Annotated in this window: 16 protein-coding genes, 1 pseudogene and 1 other annotated feature; of the genes and pseudogenes, 9 read left to right on the top strand and 8 right to left on the bottom strand. The window is 63.2% G+C overall.

All coding sequences use genetic code 11. From position 1 onward, the window contains the following. Positions 1–6: 6 nt before the first annotated feature. Entirely contained in the window at positions 7–1,296 is a 1,290-nt protein-coding gene (locus ACFFDA_RS03130; RefSeq protein ID WP_404478140.1) for a twin-arginine translocation signal domain-containing protein, read from the top strand. A 150-nt stretch (positions 1,297–1,446) separates the two neighbouring features. On the opposite strand, the gene ACFFDA_RS03125 is transcribed toward ACFFDA_RS03130, so the two are convergent. Both ACFFDA_RS03125 and ACFFDA_RS03120 read right to left on the bottom strand, forming a co-directional pair. Then, positions 1,447–2,928: a SulP family inorganic anion transporter gene (locus ACFFDA_RS03125; RefSeq protein WP_404478139.1), complete on the bottom strand. Its 1,482-nt coding sequence runs from the start codon at positions 2,926–2,928 to the stop codon at positions 1,447–1,449. Positions 2,929–2,994: 66 nt separating this feature from the next. Then, positions 2,995–3,050, bottom strand: a sequence feature (sul1 is cis-regulatory element that is thought to sense ions involved in sulfur or methionine metabolism; They are found in Alphaproteobacteria). Positions 3,051–3,444: 394 nt separating this feature from the next. Further along, positions 3,445–4,221: a hypothetical protein gene (locus ACFFDA_RS03120; protein WP_404478138.1), complete on the bottom strand. Its 777-nt coding sequence runs from the start codon at positions 4,219–4,221 to the stop codon at positions 3,445–3,447. A 436-nt stretch (positions 4,222–4,657) separates the two neighbouring features. On the opposite strand from ACFFDA_RS03120, the gene ACFFDA_RS03115 reads away from it, so the two are divergent. Next, positions 4,658–5,014, top strand: a complete 357-nt coding sequence (locus ACFFDA_RS03115) for a glutathione S-transferase family protein (protein ID WP_404478137.1) — start codon at positions 4,658–4,660, stop codon at positions 5,012–5,014. 30 nt (positions 5,015–5,044) lie between these two features. Further along, positions 5,045–5,272: a glutathione binding-like protein gene (locus ACFFDA_RS03110; RefSeq protein ID WP_404478136.1), complete on the top strand. Its 228-nt coding sequence runs from the start codon at positions 5,045–5,047 to the stop codon at positions 5,270–5,272. A gap of 760 nt (positions 5,273–6,032) precedes the next feature. On the opposite strand, the gene ACFFDA_RS03105 is transcribed toward ACFFDA_RS03110, so the two are convergent. The 3 genes and pseudogenes from ACFFDA_RS03105 to ACFFDA_RS03095 form a co-directional block, all read right to left on the bottom strand. Further along, complete coding sequence (locus tag ACFFDA_RS03105) at positions 6,033–6,329, bottom strand: UvrB/UvrC motif-containing protein (RefSeq protein ID WP_404478135.1); 297 nt, start codon at positions 6,327–6,329, stop codon at positions 6,033–6,035. Next, positions 6,329–7,174: an oxygenase MpaB family protein gene (locus ACFFDA_RS03100; protein WP_404478134.1), complete on the bottom strand. Its 846-nt coding sequence runs from the start codon at positions 7,172–7,174 to the stop codon at positions 6,329–6,331. The genes ACFFDA_RS03105 and ACFFDA_RS03100 overlap by 1 nt, the downstream gene beginning before the upstream one ends. 70 nt (positions 7,175–7,244) lie before the next feature. Then, positions 7,245–7,979: pseudogene (locus tag ACFFDA_RS03095) on the bottom strand (molybdopterin dinucleotide binding domain-containing protein); the annotation flags it as partial. A 120-nt stretch (positions 7,980–8,099) separates the two neighbouring features. Here ACFFDA_RS03095 and ACFFDA_RS03090 point away from each other — a divergent pair. Then, on the top strand, positions 8,100–8,513 hold the full coding sequence (locus tag ACFFDA_RS03090; protein WP_404478290.1) for a winged helix-turn-helix transcriptional regulator: 414 nt from the start codon (positions 8,100–8,102) through the stop codon (positions 8,511–8,513). Positions 8,514–8,648: 135 nt separating this feature from the next. Beyond that, positions 8,649–9,020 (top strand): cupin domain-containing protein, encoded by a 372-nt coding sequence (locus tag ACFFDA_RS03085; RefSeq protein ID WP_404478133.1) that lies wholly within the window; start codon positions 8,649–8,651, stop codon positions 9,018–9,020. Positions 9,021–9,063: 43 nt separating this feature from the next. Here the strand turns inward: ACFFDA_RS03085 and ACFFDA_RS03080 are convergent, their stop codons facing one another. Continuing rightward, positions 9,064–9,957, bottom strand: a complete 894-nt coding sequence (locus ACFFDA_RS03080) for an AraC family transcriptional regulator N-terminal domain-containing protein (protein WP_404478132.1) — start codon at positions 9,955–9,957, stop codon at positions 9,064–9,066. Positions 9,958–10,091: 134 nt separating this feature from the next. Between ACFFDA_RS03080 and ACFFDA_RS03075 the strand changes: the two genes are divergently transcribed. From ACFFDA_RS03075 to ACFFDA_RS03060, 4 genes are read left to right on the top strand one after another with little or no spacing between them, the layout of a single operon-like run. Continuing rightward, positions 10,092–10,835, top strand: coding sequence for an SDR family NAD(P)-dependent oxidoreductase (locus ACFFDA_RS03075; RefSeq protein WP_404478131.1), 744 nt, complete (start codon positions 10,092–10,094; stop codon positions 10,833–10,835). 14 nt (positions 10,836–10,849) lie between these two features. Next, complete coding sequence (locus ACFFDA_RS03070) at positions 10,850–11,245, top strand: VOC family protein (RefSeq protein ID WP_404478130.1); 396 nt, start codon at positions 10,850–10,852, stop codon at positions 11,243–11,245. Between the two features lie 13 nt (positions 11,246–11,258). Continuing rightward, the gene (locus ACFFDA_RS03065; protein WP_404478129.1) at positions 11,259–12,236 is read left to right on the top strand and encodes a saccharopine dehydrogenase family protein; all 978 of its coding nucleotides are present in this window, start codon (positions 11,259–11,261) and stop codon (positions 12,234–12,236) included. Between the two features lie 20 nt (positions 12,237–12,256). Continuing rightward, entirely contained in the window at positions 12,257–12,808 is a 552-nt protein-coding gene (locus ACFFDA_RS03060) for a DNA-3-methyladenine glycosylase I (RefSeq protein ID WP_404478128.1), read from the top strand. A gap of 13 nt (positions 12,809–12,821) precedes the next feature. On the opposite strand, the gene ACFFDA_RS03055 is transcribed toward ACFFDA_RS03060, so the two are convergent. Together ACFFDA_RS03055 and ACFFDA_RS03050 are read right to left on the bottom strand one after the other, a co-directional pair. Then, positions 12,822–13,259 (bottom strand): nuclear transport factor 2 family protein, encoded by a 438-nt coding sequence (locus ACFFDA_RS03055; RefSeq protein ID WP_404478127.1) that lies wholly within the window; start codon positions 13,257–13,259, stop codon positions 12,822–12,824. An 83-nt stretch (positions 13,260–13,342) separates the two neighbouring features. Further along, a complete protein-coding gene (locus ACFFDA_RS03050; RefSeq protein WP_404478126.1) occupies positions 13,343–13,819 on the bottom strand; it encodes a nuclear transport factor 2 family protein in 477 nt (158 codons plus the stop codon). Between the last annotated feature and the right edge of the window lie 72 nt (positions 13,820–13,891).

Genomic DNA, 13,891 nt, shown 5'->3' with positions numbered 1-13,891 from the left:
ACAGGCATGATGCAAGAGACGAGCAGGCGAAACTTCCTCGCGGCGAGCGCCGTCCTTCCCCTGGTTGCCGGTGCGGCCCCAGCTGCGACAGCAGCCTCGCCGGAAGCCTGGGTCGCGGCGGATCTGGAGCGATACATCGGCTTCGGCGGCAAGCAGGCGGGCGGACCCGGCGATATCGCCTGTGGTGAATGGCTGTCTGCCGAACTGGAAGGGCTCGGCTTCGCAATCGAACGCCAGAGCCTGTCCGTTCCCTTCTTCGAAACGCGGCGCAGCGAACTCGTCTGCGGTTCGGTAAAGGCTGCGGTATGGCCCCAGCCGATCGTCGTCCCCACCGGCACGGAAGGGATCACCGGCCGACTGGTGCGGGTGGATTGCGAGGGGCGGGCGTCGAGCCCACTAGAGGGGGCCATCGCGCTCGTCGACCTGCCGTTCGGCCGCCTGTCCACCGCGCTCGCCAAGCAGGTGCGCGCGCCGGTCACAGCAGCCTTCGCGGCCGGGGCGGTCGCCGTGGTCGCCATCACCAACGGCCCGACCGGCAAAGTGATCGCCCTCAACGCCGACGGCCGCAAGCCCATGTTCGCCGGGCCCGTCGCCCTGATCGCACCGCAAGACGCGCGCGGTTTCCTGGATGGCGCAGGAGCAGGAGCAGATGCGACGCTGTTCCTCGACGGCGCCGGCGGGCATCGCCCCACGTACAACTTCATCGGCCGCATCGATCGCGGCAAGGCGCAGTGGCTGGCCGTCTCCACTCCCCGCTCCGGCTGGTACGGCTGCGCCGGCGAACGGGGCCCCGGCGTCGCCGCATGGCTCTGGCTGGCGCGCTGGGCGAGCGCGGCGGTCAGAGACTACAATCTGGCATTCATCTGCAACAGCGGCCACGAATACGAGAACCTGGGCGCGCTGAAATCGCTGAAGGCTCTGGCACCCAAACCCGCCGTGACGAAGCTGTGGCTGCACCTGGGTGCCAACGTCGGAGCGCAGGACTGGCATGAGGGGACTGGCCGCGCCCTTCCCAGCGTCGATCCCCAGCGTTACCTGTCCGTCAGCCGTTCCCTTCTTGCTCTCGCCCGCATGACTTTCGCAGGCCATCCCGGCCTGGAAGCGCCCTACACCAGCGATATCCTGTCCGCAGGAGAACTGAGCGAGGTCATCGCAGCCGGATATGGAACGGTGGCCGGGGTCTTTGGAACACATCGCTATCACCATGTCGCAGAAGACGACGGGCGATGTGTCTCCGCGCGGAACGTTCTCGCGACCGCGATGGCGTTTCAACAGTTCTTAACCAAGGCGATTTGAGGCGCGCGATGCGTTGAGATCCTGCCACAACGAGAGAGCTCATCCGCCCCTATCGCGGATGCTCGTTGTGAGCACGATCACGAAACCTCCCACCCGGTGGCAACCATCAAAGTTGGTCCAGCCGCAAAAGCCCGAGCAAGCGCGCTGCACCTAGGCGACGGTCGTGCCCACGGTAGGGGCCAGACGGTCGACCAGAATGGCGCTGGCCTGATTGAGGCCGGTCACTTCGACCTGGATGCCATGGCGCCGCATCTTGGTCACGACCTCCTCGAGCGCCTTCACCGCAGTGATGTCCCATAGATGACTGGCGGTGAGATCGATGCGGACACGCTCTGGGGTCTCGCGAAGGTCGAACTGGTCGCTAAAGATTTCGGCGCTGGCGAAGAATATCTGGCCGCTGACCGTGTAGATCCGGGTTTCCGTCGCCGGGTCATAGGCTGCCTCGACCTTCATCAGCCGGGTTACCTTGAAGGCGAAGAACACGCCGCTCAGCAGCACGCCCGCCGCAACGCCCGCGGACAGGTCGTGGGTGAGCACGGTGACGATAACCGTCGCGGCCATGACGATGCCCGAAACCTTGGGGTGCTTCGCGAGATCGCGGATCGATCCCCAGGAGAAGGTACTGACCGACACCATAATCATGATCGCGACGAGCGCGGCGACCGGCACTTGCGCGATCCACGGGCGCAGCGGGACCATGACGAGCAGCAGGAACACGCCTGCCACCAGCGTGGAGAGGCGTCCACGACCGCCGTAGCGCACATTGCCCACCGTCTGGCCGATCATGCCGCAGCCTGCGATGCCGCCGAACAGGCCGGCCGCGACATTGGCAAGGCCAAGGCCGGTGCATTCGCGGGCCTTTGAACTGTTGGTCTCGGTCAGGTCGTCGACGACCGTGGCGGTCATCATCGATTCAAGGAGACCCACCGCTGCCATGGCAAGCGCAAAGGGCGCGACGATCTGGAGCGTCTGCCATGCGAAGGGGACGGCCGGTGGGGTCAGGGATGGAAGCGACGCGGGCAAGCGGCCAAGGTCCGAAACGACATGGATGGGCATGGGAAAGGCGATGCTGATCGCGGTCAGGACCAGGATGCAGATGAGGGGCGAGGGGATCGCCGTCGTCAGGCGGGGGAGCAGATATATGATGGCGAGCCCGCCAGCGATCATCGCATAAGTGTGCCAGGTGACGCCCAGCATCTGCGGCACCTGCGCCGAGAAGATGAGAATGGCCAGCGCGTTGACGAAGCCGGTCCGCACCGACCGGGAAACGAAGCGCATCAGGATGTCCAGCTTCAACAGGCCGAAGATGATCTGGAACACACCGGCCAGCAGCGTGGCGGCAAGCAGATATGGCAAACCGTGGGCGTGGACCAACGCAGCCGCGACCAGGGCGACCGATCCCGCCGCGCCGGAAATCATCGCCGGTCGCCCGCCCGCGAAGGCGATGACGATGCCGATGATGAAGGAGGCGAAAAGGCCGACCTCCGGATCGACGCCCGCAACGAAGGAGAAGGCGATGACTTCCGGGATCAACGCGAAGGTGCCGACCATGCCGGCGAGGATGTCTCGCCGGGCATTGCCCGCGCCATCGAACCATTCGGCGCGGTAACGCGAAAAAGCGGTGCTGTTCATGTTTGATAACCGACAATGATCGCAGGAAGGGCGCGGCTAAGGCGGCAGATTTCGGCCTGCGACGAACGTTGTCCGGCGGATCGGCGGCCGGAATAGCCACCCGGAATTGCACCGGGTCCCTGCGAATGAGGGTGCCCTAGCGCGCTAGCAGCGGATGCGCAATCATAACGCCTTGGTTTTGCTGCGTCCGACAAATGTCGTGGCGATGCTCGGGGACGATATTCCATTGCGGTCTCCGCTACACCCGCATGACCTGCCCATGGAATGAAACCGAGCCTTTCCTCGCGAGTTTTGAAAGATAATGCTCCGGTCCGATCGCTTCGGGATCGCGGCCGGTGATGCTAGGGTGAAGAACCCGCATGCTCTAGCGGCCACATCTCTCCGCCCAAAGCCTTTCAAATACTACGCTAAGTCACATCAAGCGACCCTCCCGCGGAGCGGGCCGGTGCTGTGAACGGCAATGGTGGGTCAATCCAGTCCGAGGGGGCTTAGTCTACAAGGCTAGCGACACTACCATCAAGAAGTTGGGAACGGCGGGGATTGGTAGACAAGCGGCGGGACGAGCGCACCGGGCGTCCCGATCACCACATGCTCATAGATGGACGCGGCGATCGTACTGCGGCCCAATGTCTCGGTAGCCAATTGGAGAAGCATGAGTGAAGCGAGGCCCAGCCACCAGGCCGGATGCACCTTTCCGTAGCGCCGCTTGTCCCGCACGATGCCCGCCACCGGAAATGCGATCATGCCAATGAAGACTGCCGTCAGCATCGAATGCATGAGCAGCGGGGCGGGCAGAAGCCTTCCAAATGAGGGGCCCATGATAGCCGCCATGCCGCAGATGATGAGGCGCGGATGCCACTCGCGATCGCGCCGCTTTACCACGCCGCCAATCAAAAGTGCCGCGAACAGGCCCACGCTGAGCGGGTTCATCACCAAAAACTGCGCGGGCAGGAAGAAGAACGGGACAGCCGCCTTTTGAGTGCTCCACACCGTCGACAGGGTGCCGACGACCACCATAGCCAGAGCCCAGCCAACCGCCAGCCAACCTAATTTGCGATGAAGTCCGACCGACCCGGTTGCGGCGAGCGACACCTGCGAGACGAACAGCAGCACCCAACCCATGAACAAAATGGCGTGGATATGCACAGAAACAGGAGCGCGAAACGATGATATGCCCATCGCTGCAAAGAACGAGAACGCACTAACATTAATGAGCGCCATGACGATGGCGGTGATTGCAAAGAAGCGCATCTCGGCCGCGAAGAACCGTCGACTCGCAATCGCTGTATCCATCGCGCTCACTCCCGTAGCTTGCCCCTCGGCCACGGCCGCATATTACAACAGTCCTTCGTGCATGTAAAAGTCCGCTGCCAAGAGAAATACACGAAGGTGTCCTCGCCACCTCGCCGGAAATCCCCTTGTGGCTCCAGCAGAACTCCTGCGGGAAGCGCCTGACGGATCGGGATTGCCACAGCTGGACAGGGCAGGCGCCGAGTACGTGCCCGTCGATGCGTTGTCCGCACTACATTTGCACGCGTTGTGGTCCTGATCGGCCCCCTTTCAGAAAGAGGGCATTACGCAGGATTCTTCACATTCCGTGCCTGTGTACGCGAGGGATCGGGTGGAAAATCTACCTCTCTTCAGGCAAGCTTCCCATGGGCCAGGAGTGTCAAGTTCGCATAAGGTTCGCTACGCTCGCTCTTCAGTCACGACAGGGAAGGGCCGGTGCATGATTACCGTATGGGGCGGACAGACCTCGCGATCGATCCGGGTCGCCTGGGTATTGGACGAGATGAACCTGCCCTACCGCGTCCGGCAGGTGGACATGCAGGACCCTGAGTTCCTGGCGGTCAACCCCGCCGACTACATCCCGGCGATACAGGACGGCGACGTCATCATGGTCGAATCGATCGCGATCATGGAGTACTTGATGGCTCGCTACGGGCCGACACCGCTGGCGCCTGCGCCGCACGATCCGAACTTCGCCGCTTACCAGCAGTTTCTTCACCTCGGTGAAGCCGGCCTCGCGACCCTGATGATGCCCGTCGTCGTCAGCCGCTTCATCGCGCCCGAGACCGAGCGGTAGAACTGGGGCGCGAACTGGTGTCTGCAATCGGTGCAGAAGCGGCTGAAGCTGGTCAGCCAACGACTTGCCAACGCGCCCTACCTCGCGGGTGACGCTTTCACGGCTGCCGACATCTCGGTGACCTACGCCCTGGATCTGGGCCAACGGGCCTGTGGCATCACGCTCGGCGACGCCGAACTAGCCTACCTTTCCCGCACCACTGGCCGCGACGCCTATAAGCGCGCTATGGAGCGTTCGCATGCAGGGTTGAGCACCTAAACAACCGTCCACGCCGCAAATTGAGGCGAGGGAAGGCGGCGCTCAAGGTCCAAAATGGTCTCTGCCGACCGACGATAGCCCAGGTCCGATCCGCACGTTCGGACCAGCAGCGGCCAACGTCGTGGGTTGCTAGCGATCGCCGTAAGCGCCTTGCGTGCTCGAAACTTCCGCCTTTATTCCCGCCGATCCCGAGCCGAAATCGGCTTCCCGGAACCACCATTCGTTCAAGTGACGCGATTCAGGACGATCCCACCGTTCACGACGCTCACCGCTGCGCCGGTATCTCAAATCTCAACAACAACGTCTGCTGCGACGCGCGGGGTTACTTTGCTCGATCGTGCCCAGCGCCGGCCCCATCAGCAACGCCGTTGCCCTGCCATCCGGTGCCCGCAGCCCTCCGACACGAGCAAGGTGCCACGACCGTCTCCCGCCATTGCTTCGACCACCCTCGTTCTCAGGGTGGCGCTCCAGCCACGCGTCCATCCCGGCGAGGCGAGCGGGCCGGCCAGCCGGCGGACCGCCGGCAATGGCATAGCGCAAGACACGGTGATCGCGCTCCAGTACGACGAGCACCGCGTCGGGGCGACAGGGTCCCTTGCAGGCGCCTGCACCAATTCGATCGCCTCCGCATCGCTCTCGACCTTGCCCTTCACTGGCATGCCCTCGCTGTCGGTTCCGTTATCGAAAAAACAAGCCTCCAGCAGGCATGCGCGTTCCCGGAAGACCTATAGAAGTTATCTTTCGTACGGCCCCGCGCAGTTCAGTCCCGGTCCTTTCGAGCCCGCCCGCGCCCCTTCGTCATCGGGTCCGGTTTCTTAGGCGGTGTCCATCCCGCAGGAGGCTTTACGTGCTGCCGGCTCGTGCCCAGCCCCATCGCTCCCGGTTGTTGCCGAACGAGACCGGAGGGATCGACGTCCTGTGCGGGCGTGCCGGCAGGTATGCCGCGCAACAGGCTGATCCGGTCGCGCAGCTGCGCGGCCTTCTCGAAATCGCCTTGAGACGCGGCTTCGTGCATCGCGCAGTGGAGGTCGCGTAGCTGCTGCTCGTGACGTTCCATCACTTGAACGCCCAGCGCAGCGCCTGCGCGACGCCCAGCGTGCCCGCCCGTACCAGCGGCGTCCGAAGCGGCGAGGGGGACAGGCCATGGAGCGCGCGTGCCCAGCGTGGCAGCAGATCGACGCCAGCCTCACCGGCAAGCCGGCCCGGCACCGAGGCAAGCCAGTTCGCTGCGGGCGGGTACAGGATCAGCCTGGCGACTTCGGCCGTTCGCGCATCCGCCTGCAGGGCCGGACGCATCCCGGCTATCAGGCGATCCGCCTCGGCACGGGTGCGCGGCAAGGGCTCTGCCCCCAGCGCCCTGCCAATCAAGGCCATTTCGGCGAAGTATCGGTCCTGATCCGTGCGCGACATCCACGGCTCGCCGTAGCGGATCCAGGCATCCAGAAAGCTGCGGGTCTCTGTGACATGCACCCATGCCAGCAGCATTGGGTCGTTCGCGTCGTATGGGGTGCCATCGGCGAGATGCCCCTTGACGCCATCGTGGACGGAGCGGACCCGCCGGATCATGGCCTCGGCCTCGCAGCGATCGGCATAGGTGGTGGTGGCGATGAAGCGCGCGGTGCGCCGCAGCCTGCCGTGCATGTCGGCGCGGAAATTGGAATGATCCCACACGCCTGCCAGAACGCCGGGATGCAGCATCTGCAGCAGAAGGCTGGCGATGCCGCCCGCCATCATCGAGGCGACGTCGCCATGGACTCGCCAGGCGACGGACGTCGGCGCGAACAGGGCATTCTGGCTCCTGACGACCGGCGCCTCGCCTCGCTGGCTGTCGTTGAACATGCCGACGACCTGTTGACGGATGGCCCGCTTGACCGGGTTGGACGTGCGATTTCCTTCGCTCATACTCGCTCCAACGTTCCACCATCGCAATCGCTCCTTGGGATGCGAAGGCGTTGGCTTGGGCCAGGGGCGTTCAGGCATTCGCCGGGCTTGCAACAATCCGCACGGGTACGCCCTTGGAGGCAGGTGTGCGCGATTGCTCGTCATGATACCATACGGGGATGAGTGGGTTCATCTCGGGATAATAGGCGCCGATGCAGCCGCGCGGGAGCAGGAAGGGAGTGACGGTCAACCCGTCGACCTGCCGATAGACCCCGTCGCCGGCATCGGCGACCAGCCCGATCACCTGACCTTGTACCAGCCCGGCCTGCGCGATGTCGTCCGGGTTCATGAGCACGACGTCGCGGGTGCCCTCTATGCCGCGCAGGCGGTCGGAATAGCCGTAGATCGTCGTGTTGAACTGATCGTTGGAACGCAAGGTCATGAGCCGGAACCGACCCGGAGAATCCGCGAAGCCGATGGAGCGCATGGCGGTGGGCACGCTGAACTGCGCCTTGCCGCTTGCAGTCTTCCATATCCGCTCGCGCGCTGGATTGCCGGGATGGAATCCGCCTGGCGTGAACACGCGCTGGTTGAAGTCGTGGAACGGCTCGGGATAGGTCTTCTCGATGCCATCGCGGATCCTGGCGTCGTCTCCCGTCCACTCGTCCCAGCGCACGTCGGGATTGGCTGGAAGGGTCGCCTTGGCGATGCCCGCAACGATCGCGATTTCCGATCGAAGATGTTCGGATGCCGGGGCGTTCTTGCCGAGCGAGCCGTGAATGCACGAAAGCGAGTCCTCCATCGTCACCGCCTGCGCACCGGTCGCCTAGACGCAATGAACAAAGTGAATCTAACGCACTTTTTGTTCGTGTTAGTGGGTGGTAGCTGTTACCACGCGCTCAGGATGCAGCGCCGATGTCCGATATAATCCCCAACACAGGTGTGCATGGCAGTGTCAAAAGCCCAAGTCGTGGCGTCAGCCATTCCCTCGCCTATAGATTCGGACGACCACTCAGGCTGCCGTGCGTTGTTGGAGGTCCTCGACCGGATCGGCGACAAATGGACGGTGATGGTCGTCGCCGTGCTGGCGAAGGGTCCGACGCGCTTCAACGCCATTCAGCGGGCGATCAACGGCATCTCCCATAGAATGCTTACGTTGACGTTGCGAGGCCTCGAACAGGATGGCCTTGTCGAGCGCCGTGTCTTCGCGACCGTTCCGCCCAAGGTCGAATATGAACTGACCTTGATGGGCAGATCTCTGATCGAGCCGCTCGACACGCTGATGGAGTGGTCGCAGTCCAATCGGCCAGCAATCGAAAGTGCGCGTACCGAATATAATGATCGGCAAGAACCTGCCTGATCAGGTGCTTGTGCACGAACATTTCTGTGCCCTGCGACCCAATCTGACCGTTCTTGTTGCCTGAATCGCGCTGCCTATCTCCCCGTTCTGTCCGGTAAACTTCACACCGGAATGCTCAGAACAGGAAAGAGCCGAATGCAAGACCAGGTCATCATCGAGACGTTCCAGACTGTCGAATGGAAGGATTTTCCGAATGCGCCCGGTGTCCAATATGTGGATGTCGAAGGAAGCATTTCATCGCCGGGCCCATTTCTGGCGCGGGTTCGCTTCCCCGGCGGGATCGATACGCCGCCGCACACCCACAAAGCGCCGTTCATTGATCGTAACACCGTCATTTCAGGGACGCTCTACGTCGGCATCGGCGACACCTTTGACAAATCCGAGGGGATTGCCGTGCCGCCGGGCGGTGTCGTCGCCATTCCACCAGGCGTCTCGCATTTTGCATGGTCGGAGGAGGAGACCGTCGTCCATGTTCACGGCGAAGGCCCTTGGATAGCCGCCGCCTGACATCGGAAACATAGCAGGCCGACCGTCCCGCCGCAGTGAGTAATCAAGCCACTGCGGCGTGGATCCCCCGCACAATCCGGAGCGAATCTTTCGACGGCGGCAAGCCGAAGAAACGCGAATATTCGCGGCTGAACTGGGTGGCGCTCTCATAGCCCACACCGAAGGCGATCGACGTCGTGTTGCCTTCACCGGCGATCAACAGCGAGCGGGCATGCAAAAGCCGGATGCGCTTCTGGTACTGCAAGGGGCTGAGGGCCGTCACCGCCTTGAAATGGCGGTGGAATGCAGAAACGCTCAGCGCCGCCATCGATGCCAGCGCCTCGACCTTGAGTGGCTTAGTGAAATTCTCCCTGATCCATTGGATGGTGACGCCGATGCGCGAGAGATTCGTGCCGGGGGCGGCGATGTCGCGCAGCATCCAGCCATGGGGGCCTTGCAGGACGCGATACAGGATTTCTCGCTCATAGGCGGGCGCTAAGGCCGGAATGTCGCTGGGGCGTTCGATGAGGCGCAGCATCCGCGCCCAGGCATCGAGCAGCTCGTGGGTAACAGGCGCAACGGAGAAGCCGGAGCTGTATAGCTCGCCTCCGGCAGGTTTAGGCAGATCGGCGAGCAGGTTGGCGACGATGGTCGGCTCCAGCTTCAGGCTGATCGCGAGATAGGGCTCGCCGGTCTCTGCCGGATGGACCGCGCCGACTGCCGGAAGGTCTACCGACATGACGAAATAGGTCGCGGGGTCATACCGAAACGTGCGGCTTCCCACCGTCATCGTCTTCGATCCGGTGAGGATCAGATTGATCATCGGATCGTAGACCGCCGCCAGTTCGTGCTCCGGGATCGCTCCCTGCACCATAGCCACGCGCGGAATACCGGTTTCAGTGCGCCGGTTTTCGGCATGGGCGGCAAGACGCCGCAGTTCGTCGAGGGTTGCGTTCATGAAGGGTGGCATCTCACGCGAGAGCATCCCGGCCAAGGGAAAAGCAGAATCAGGCAGGTTTCGAGGAGGATCGAGAGAGCGGCGATCTGGGGGCGGGTGTACCCGATGGACAGCCCGCAACATCGGAGGTTCTCGTGAAAATCGTCATCATCACCGGCGGAAGCCGTGGCATCGGCGCCAGCGCCGCCAGACTCTGTGCCAAGAGCGGCATGGGTGTCATCCTTACCTACAACAGCAACCCGGCTATGGCCGAGGCCGTCGTCGCAGAGATCGAGGCCGATGGCGGCCGCGCCGTCGCGCTCAAGCTCGATGTTTCCGACACATCCTCCTTCCCGGCGTTTCGCGATGCGGTCGGCACCGCGCTGGAAGCGACTTGGGATCGCTCCGATTTCGACGGCCTCGTCAACAATGCGGGCTATGGCTTGTTCAACCCGATCGTCACGGTGACCGAAGAGGAATTTGACGGGCTTTTCGCCGTCCATCTCAAGGGGCCGTTCTTCCTTACCCAGACACTGTTGCCGATCATGGCCGATGGCGGCCACATCCTGAACGTCGCCAGCGCCACGTCGCGCGTCGCGACGGCCGGCGTTGCGCCCTATGCCAGTTTCAAGGGCGGTCTTCAGGTGCTGACGCGGTATATGGCCAAGGAGTTCGGCGATCGCCGCATTCGCGCCAACTCGATCGCGCCGGGGCCGATCCGCACCGATCTGGGCGGCGGCCTCAATGACGAGTTCGAGGCGCTGCTCGCTTCGCAGACGGCGCTCGGCCGTGTGGGTGAGCCCGATGATGTCGGCGGCGCCATCGCCAGCCTGCTGTCCGATGACAATCGCTGGGTCAACGCGCAGTCGATCGAGATCGCCGGCGGTTACATCATCTGAACAGGAGAAGCCCCATGCTCGACCACGTCTTCCTCTCGGTCAGCGATCTCGATCGCTCGATCGCCTTCTATACCGCCACGCTGGCTCCGCTCGGGATCACGCAGCGGGTTGATTATGATGGCAAGGATGGCCCGCCGGGGCATCCCGATCTGAAAGGCTTCGGCGCGAAGGGCCGCATGTTTTTCTGGCTGCGTCCGGGCATTGTCGAAGGCGGGGCTGCGCATGTCGGCTTCGTCGCAAACTCAAAGGACGAAGTGAACGCGGCTTATGCCGCCGCAATTGCCGCAGGCGCGACCGACAATGGCGCGCCGGGCGCCCGGCTTCACTACGACCCCCGCTACTACGCCGCGAACGTCCTGGATCCAGACGGATACAGCCTCGAATTCACCTACAAGAGTTGGCAGCACTGATATGACGAAACTGATGATCTATGGCGCGGCGGGATATACCGGCCGCATGGCGTCCACCAATGCCAAGGCCCACGGACTGGACTTCGTGATCGCAGGCAGACCGCAGGATGAGGATCGCCTGTCCACTCAAGCGGCAGACCTTGGCGTCGACTACCGACTGTTCGCGGTCGATGACGCAGCAGGCGCCCGGACGGCACTGGAAGACATCGGCGTCCTGCTCAATTGCGCTGGTCCTTTCATGCGAACCGCCGAGCCGCTGATGCGCGCCTGCATTGGCGCTGGCGTCCATTATCTCGACATCGCGGCCGAACTGGACAGCTATCGGCTCGCCGAAGCGCTGGATGCGCAAGCCGAGGCGGCCGGTGTCATGCTGCTGCCGGGTAGCGGCGGCAGCGTCGCCATGCTGGGCTCGCTGGCCAGCCATGCAGCCAAGCGGGTTGTAGCGCCGCGCAAGCTGAGCATCGCGCTTCACGTTGCCGGTGGTTTCTCGCGCGGGTCGGCGGTCAGCGCCAGCGAGAACCTGACGACGGAAACTTTGCACCGCGTCGGTGGCACGCTTGTGGCGCGCAGCTCCGAGGAGGTACGGGCCTTCGACTTCGGCAGTGGACCAGCGACGTCTTTTCCGGTCACGCTCCCTGATCTCATCACGATCTGGCGTGCGACGCGCATCCCCGACATCGAGACATTCGTTCACGTAACCGAAGGGGCATTCCCGGAGGGCGACCTCGCGGCGATGCCGGACGGCCCGACGCTGGAGCAGCGGGAGGCCAATCGCTATCACGCTGCGGTGGAGGTGGTCGGAGAAGATGGCATCGTGGTCCGCTCTGTCCTCGACACCGTCAACGGCTACACCTTCACGACAATCGCTGCGGCTGAAGCCGCTCGGCGCGTCCTGGGCGGCGAGGTGCGAGCCGGTTTCCAGACCCCTGCTGGCCTGTTCGGCGACGGCTTCGCAGAAACGATTGCCGACACTACCATCATCGATCTGTGACGAAGCAGGAGAGCCAGGCCATGGACAATCGGCATCGCTGCGGTTGGGCGGGATCGAACCCGCTTATGCAGCATTACCACGACACCGAATGGGGCGTGCCTGAGCGCGATTCTCGTGCCCTGTGGGAAACCCTGATGCTCGAAGGGTTCCAGGCCGGGCTCTCCTGGGAGATCATCCTGCGGAAACGGGATGCCTTCCGGGAGGCTTTCGCCGGGTTCGATCCGAAGCAGGTCGCGGCTTTCGACGAGAACGACGTCGAGCGCCTTATGGCCAATCCCGGCATCGTGCGTGCCCGCGCCAAGATCGAAGCGACGATCCGGGGCGCGCAGATATTCAACGCGATGCAGGACCGCGGCGAGGACTTCGCCGCCTACTGCTGGTCGTTCACGTCCGGGCGTCCGATCGCGGGCGATGTCTACACCGCGCAGACCGCGCTATCGGCAGCCATCTCGAAAGACCTGAAAGCGCGCGGGTTCAAGTTCGTCGGCCCGACGATCGTCTATGCCTGGATGCAGGCGGTGGGGATCACCAACGACCACGAGGCTGCCTGCTTTCGGCGGCAGGCCGTGTAGAGCCGGGCATGCGTTAGAGCCAGGTTTCTTCCACCCTGATCCGGGTGACCGCGCTCTTGCGAATTTTCCAATGCCCGGAGATCTTCACATACTCGTCGTGATAGTGACCCCACCCCCTGAAGATGCAGTGAGGCGCCAGAAGATAATCATGGAGCGCCCAGATCCCCGTAGCGGTCGTATCACTGGCGATCGTGATCTCAGGCAATGAAAGCTGATGGATCGCCTGGATGGCCGAGATCATCTTCTGGGCATTGGCGACGAAAGCGTCGGCGCTGCTGACGACATAATCCGCCGGGGCGTCGGCTGAAGCGCGTGGCGCGCCCTCGACCCGGCAATGAAAGTCATCGCTAAGGCATTTGCGAAATTCGGCCCAATCCTTCGTATCACCGAAGCGGGCATAGCGCGCCTTCAACATCTGGATTTCCAGAATGTCTGATGCTTTGTCATTCATTGTCATGTGATCCTTGGCGGCCGCAATAAGCTGGGCGGGAACAGGCGTACCGCCGCCGAGAGGCGGCGGCCTTTCTCACCCGATCAGATCGATCCGAGCACGCCGATGTCGCCTGAGCGCCAGACGTTGTCGATCGTCACCCGCTGGATGACCCACAGATCGCCTTCGCGGACCAGTTCGACATCGTACCGGTTCTTCATCAGGTAATGCTTCGAGGGATCGCTAGTGGGAACGTGCTGGGCTTCGACCAGCGCGTCCAGGCGGGCCTTGTCGCCGTCGACGCTCACGCGCGGGTTGCTGACCGTATGGGTGGTGTCCAGTCCAGTGAGGGAGGTCGACAGAGCCGTGACGATGGTATCGCGACCTTCCACCACGGGATATTCAAAGCCTGCCTTGGCAGCAGCGGGCCGGAAATCCGATACCGCGTCTGCCGCGAAGGACGAAGCCAGCAAATTGTTGTCGCGCAGATCGATGCCGGCAGCGAAGCGGTACAGCGCTTCGACCACTCCCAGCTTGTCCGCAACGGCGGCAGGAGGCGTGTGCGTGTCGATGGTCGTCATGATCGTTCCTTCTCACCAATCGCATTTGCGAGGTCAGCCCGATTTACGGCTTCGCGCGTCGATCAGTAGGCA

Origin of the sequence: Novosphingobium sp. BL-52-GroH (genome assembly GCF_044813085.1) — a bacterium.
Taxonomy (GTDB): Bacteria; Pseudomonadota; Alphaproteobacteria; order Sphingomonadales; family Sphingomonadaceae; genus Novosphingobium.
This window is presented reverse-complemented; position numbering and strand designations above follow the sequence as displayed.

Coding starts and splice junctions, on each gene's coding strand:
- ACFFDA_RS03130 (WP_404478140.1), top strand. CDS start 7: ATGATGCAAGAGACGAGCAGGCGAAACTTCCTCGCGGCGAGCGCCGTC.
- ACFFDA_RS03125 (WP_404478139.1), bottom strand. CDS start 2,928: ATGAACAGCACCGCTTTTTCGCGTTACCGCGCCGAATGGTTCGATGGC.
- ACFFDA_RS03120 (WP_404478138.1), bottom strand. CDS start 4,221: ATGGATACAGCGATTGCGAGTCGACGGTTCTTCGCGGCCGAGATGCGC.
- ACFFDA_RS03115 (WP_404478137.1), top strand. CDS start 4,658: ATGATTACCGTATGGGGCGGACAGACCTCGCGATCGATCCGGGTCGCC.
- ACFFDA_RS03105 (WP_404478135.1), bottom strand. CDS start 6,329: ATGGAACGTCACGAGCAGCAGCTACGCGACCTCCACTGCGCGATGCAC.
- ACFFDA_RS03100 (WP_404478134.1), bottom strand. CDS start 7,174: ATGAGCGAAGGAAATCGCACGTCCAACCCGGTCAAGCGGGCCATCCGT.
- ACFFDA_RS03090 (WP_404478290.1), top strand. CDS start 8,100: ATGGCAGTGTCAAAAGCCCAAGTCGTGGCGTCAGCCATTCCCTCGCCT.
- ACFFDA_RS03085 (WP_404478133.1), top strand. CDS start 8,649: ATGCAAGACCAGGTCATCATCGAGACGTTCCAGACTGTCGAATGGAAG.
- ACFFDA_RS03080 (WP_404478132.1), bottom strand. CDS start 9,957: ATGAACGCAACCCTCGACGAACTGCGGCGTCTTGCCGCCCATGCCGAA.
- ACFFDA_RS03070 (WP_404478130.1), top strand. CDS start 10,850: ATGCTCGACCACGTCTTCCTCTCGGTCAGCGATCTCGATCGCTCGATC.
- ACFFDA_RS03065 (WP_404478129.1), top strand. CDS start 11,259: ATGATCTATGGCGCGGCGGGATATACCGGCCGCATGGCGTCCACCAAT.
- ACFFDA_RS03060 (WP_404478128.1), top strand. CDS start 12,257: ATGGACAATCGGCATCGCTGCGGTTGGGCGGGATCGAACCCGCTTATG.
- ACFFDA_RS03055 (WP_404478127.1), bottom strand. CDS start 13,259: ATGAATGACAAAGCATCAGACATTCTGGAAATCCAGATGTTGAAGGCG.
- ACFFDA_RS03050 (WP_404478126.1), bottom strand. CDS start 13,819: ATGACGACCATCGACACGCACACGCCTCCTGCCGCCGTTGCGGACAAG.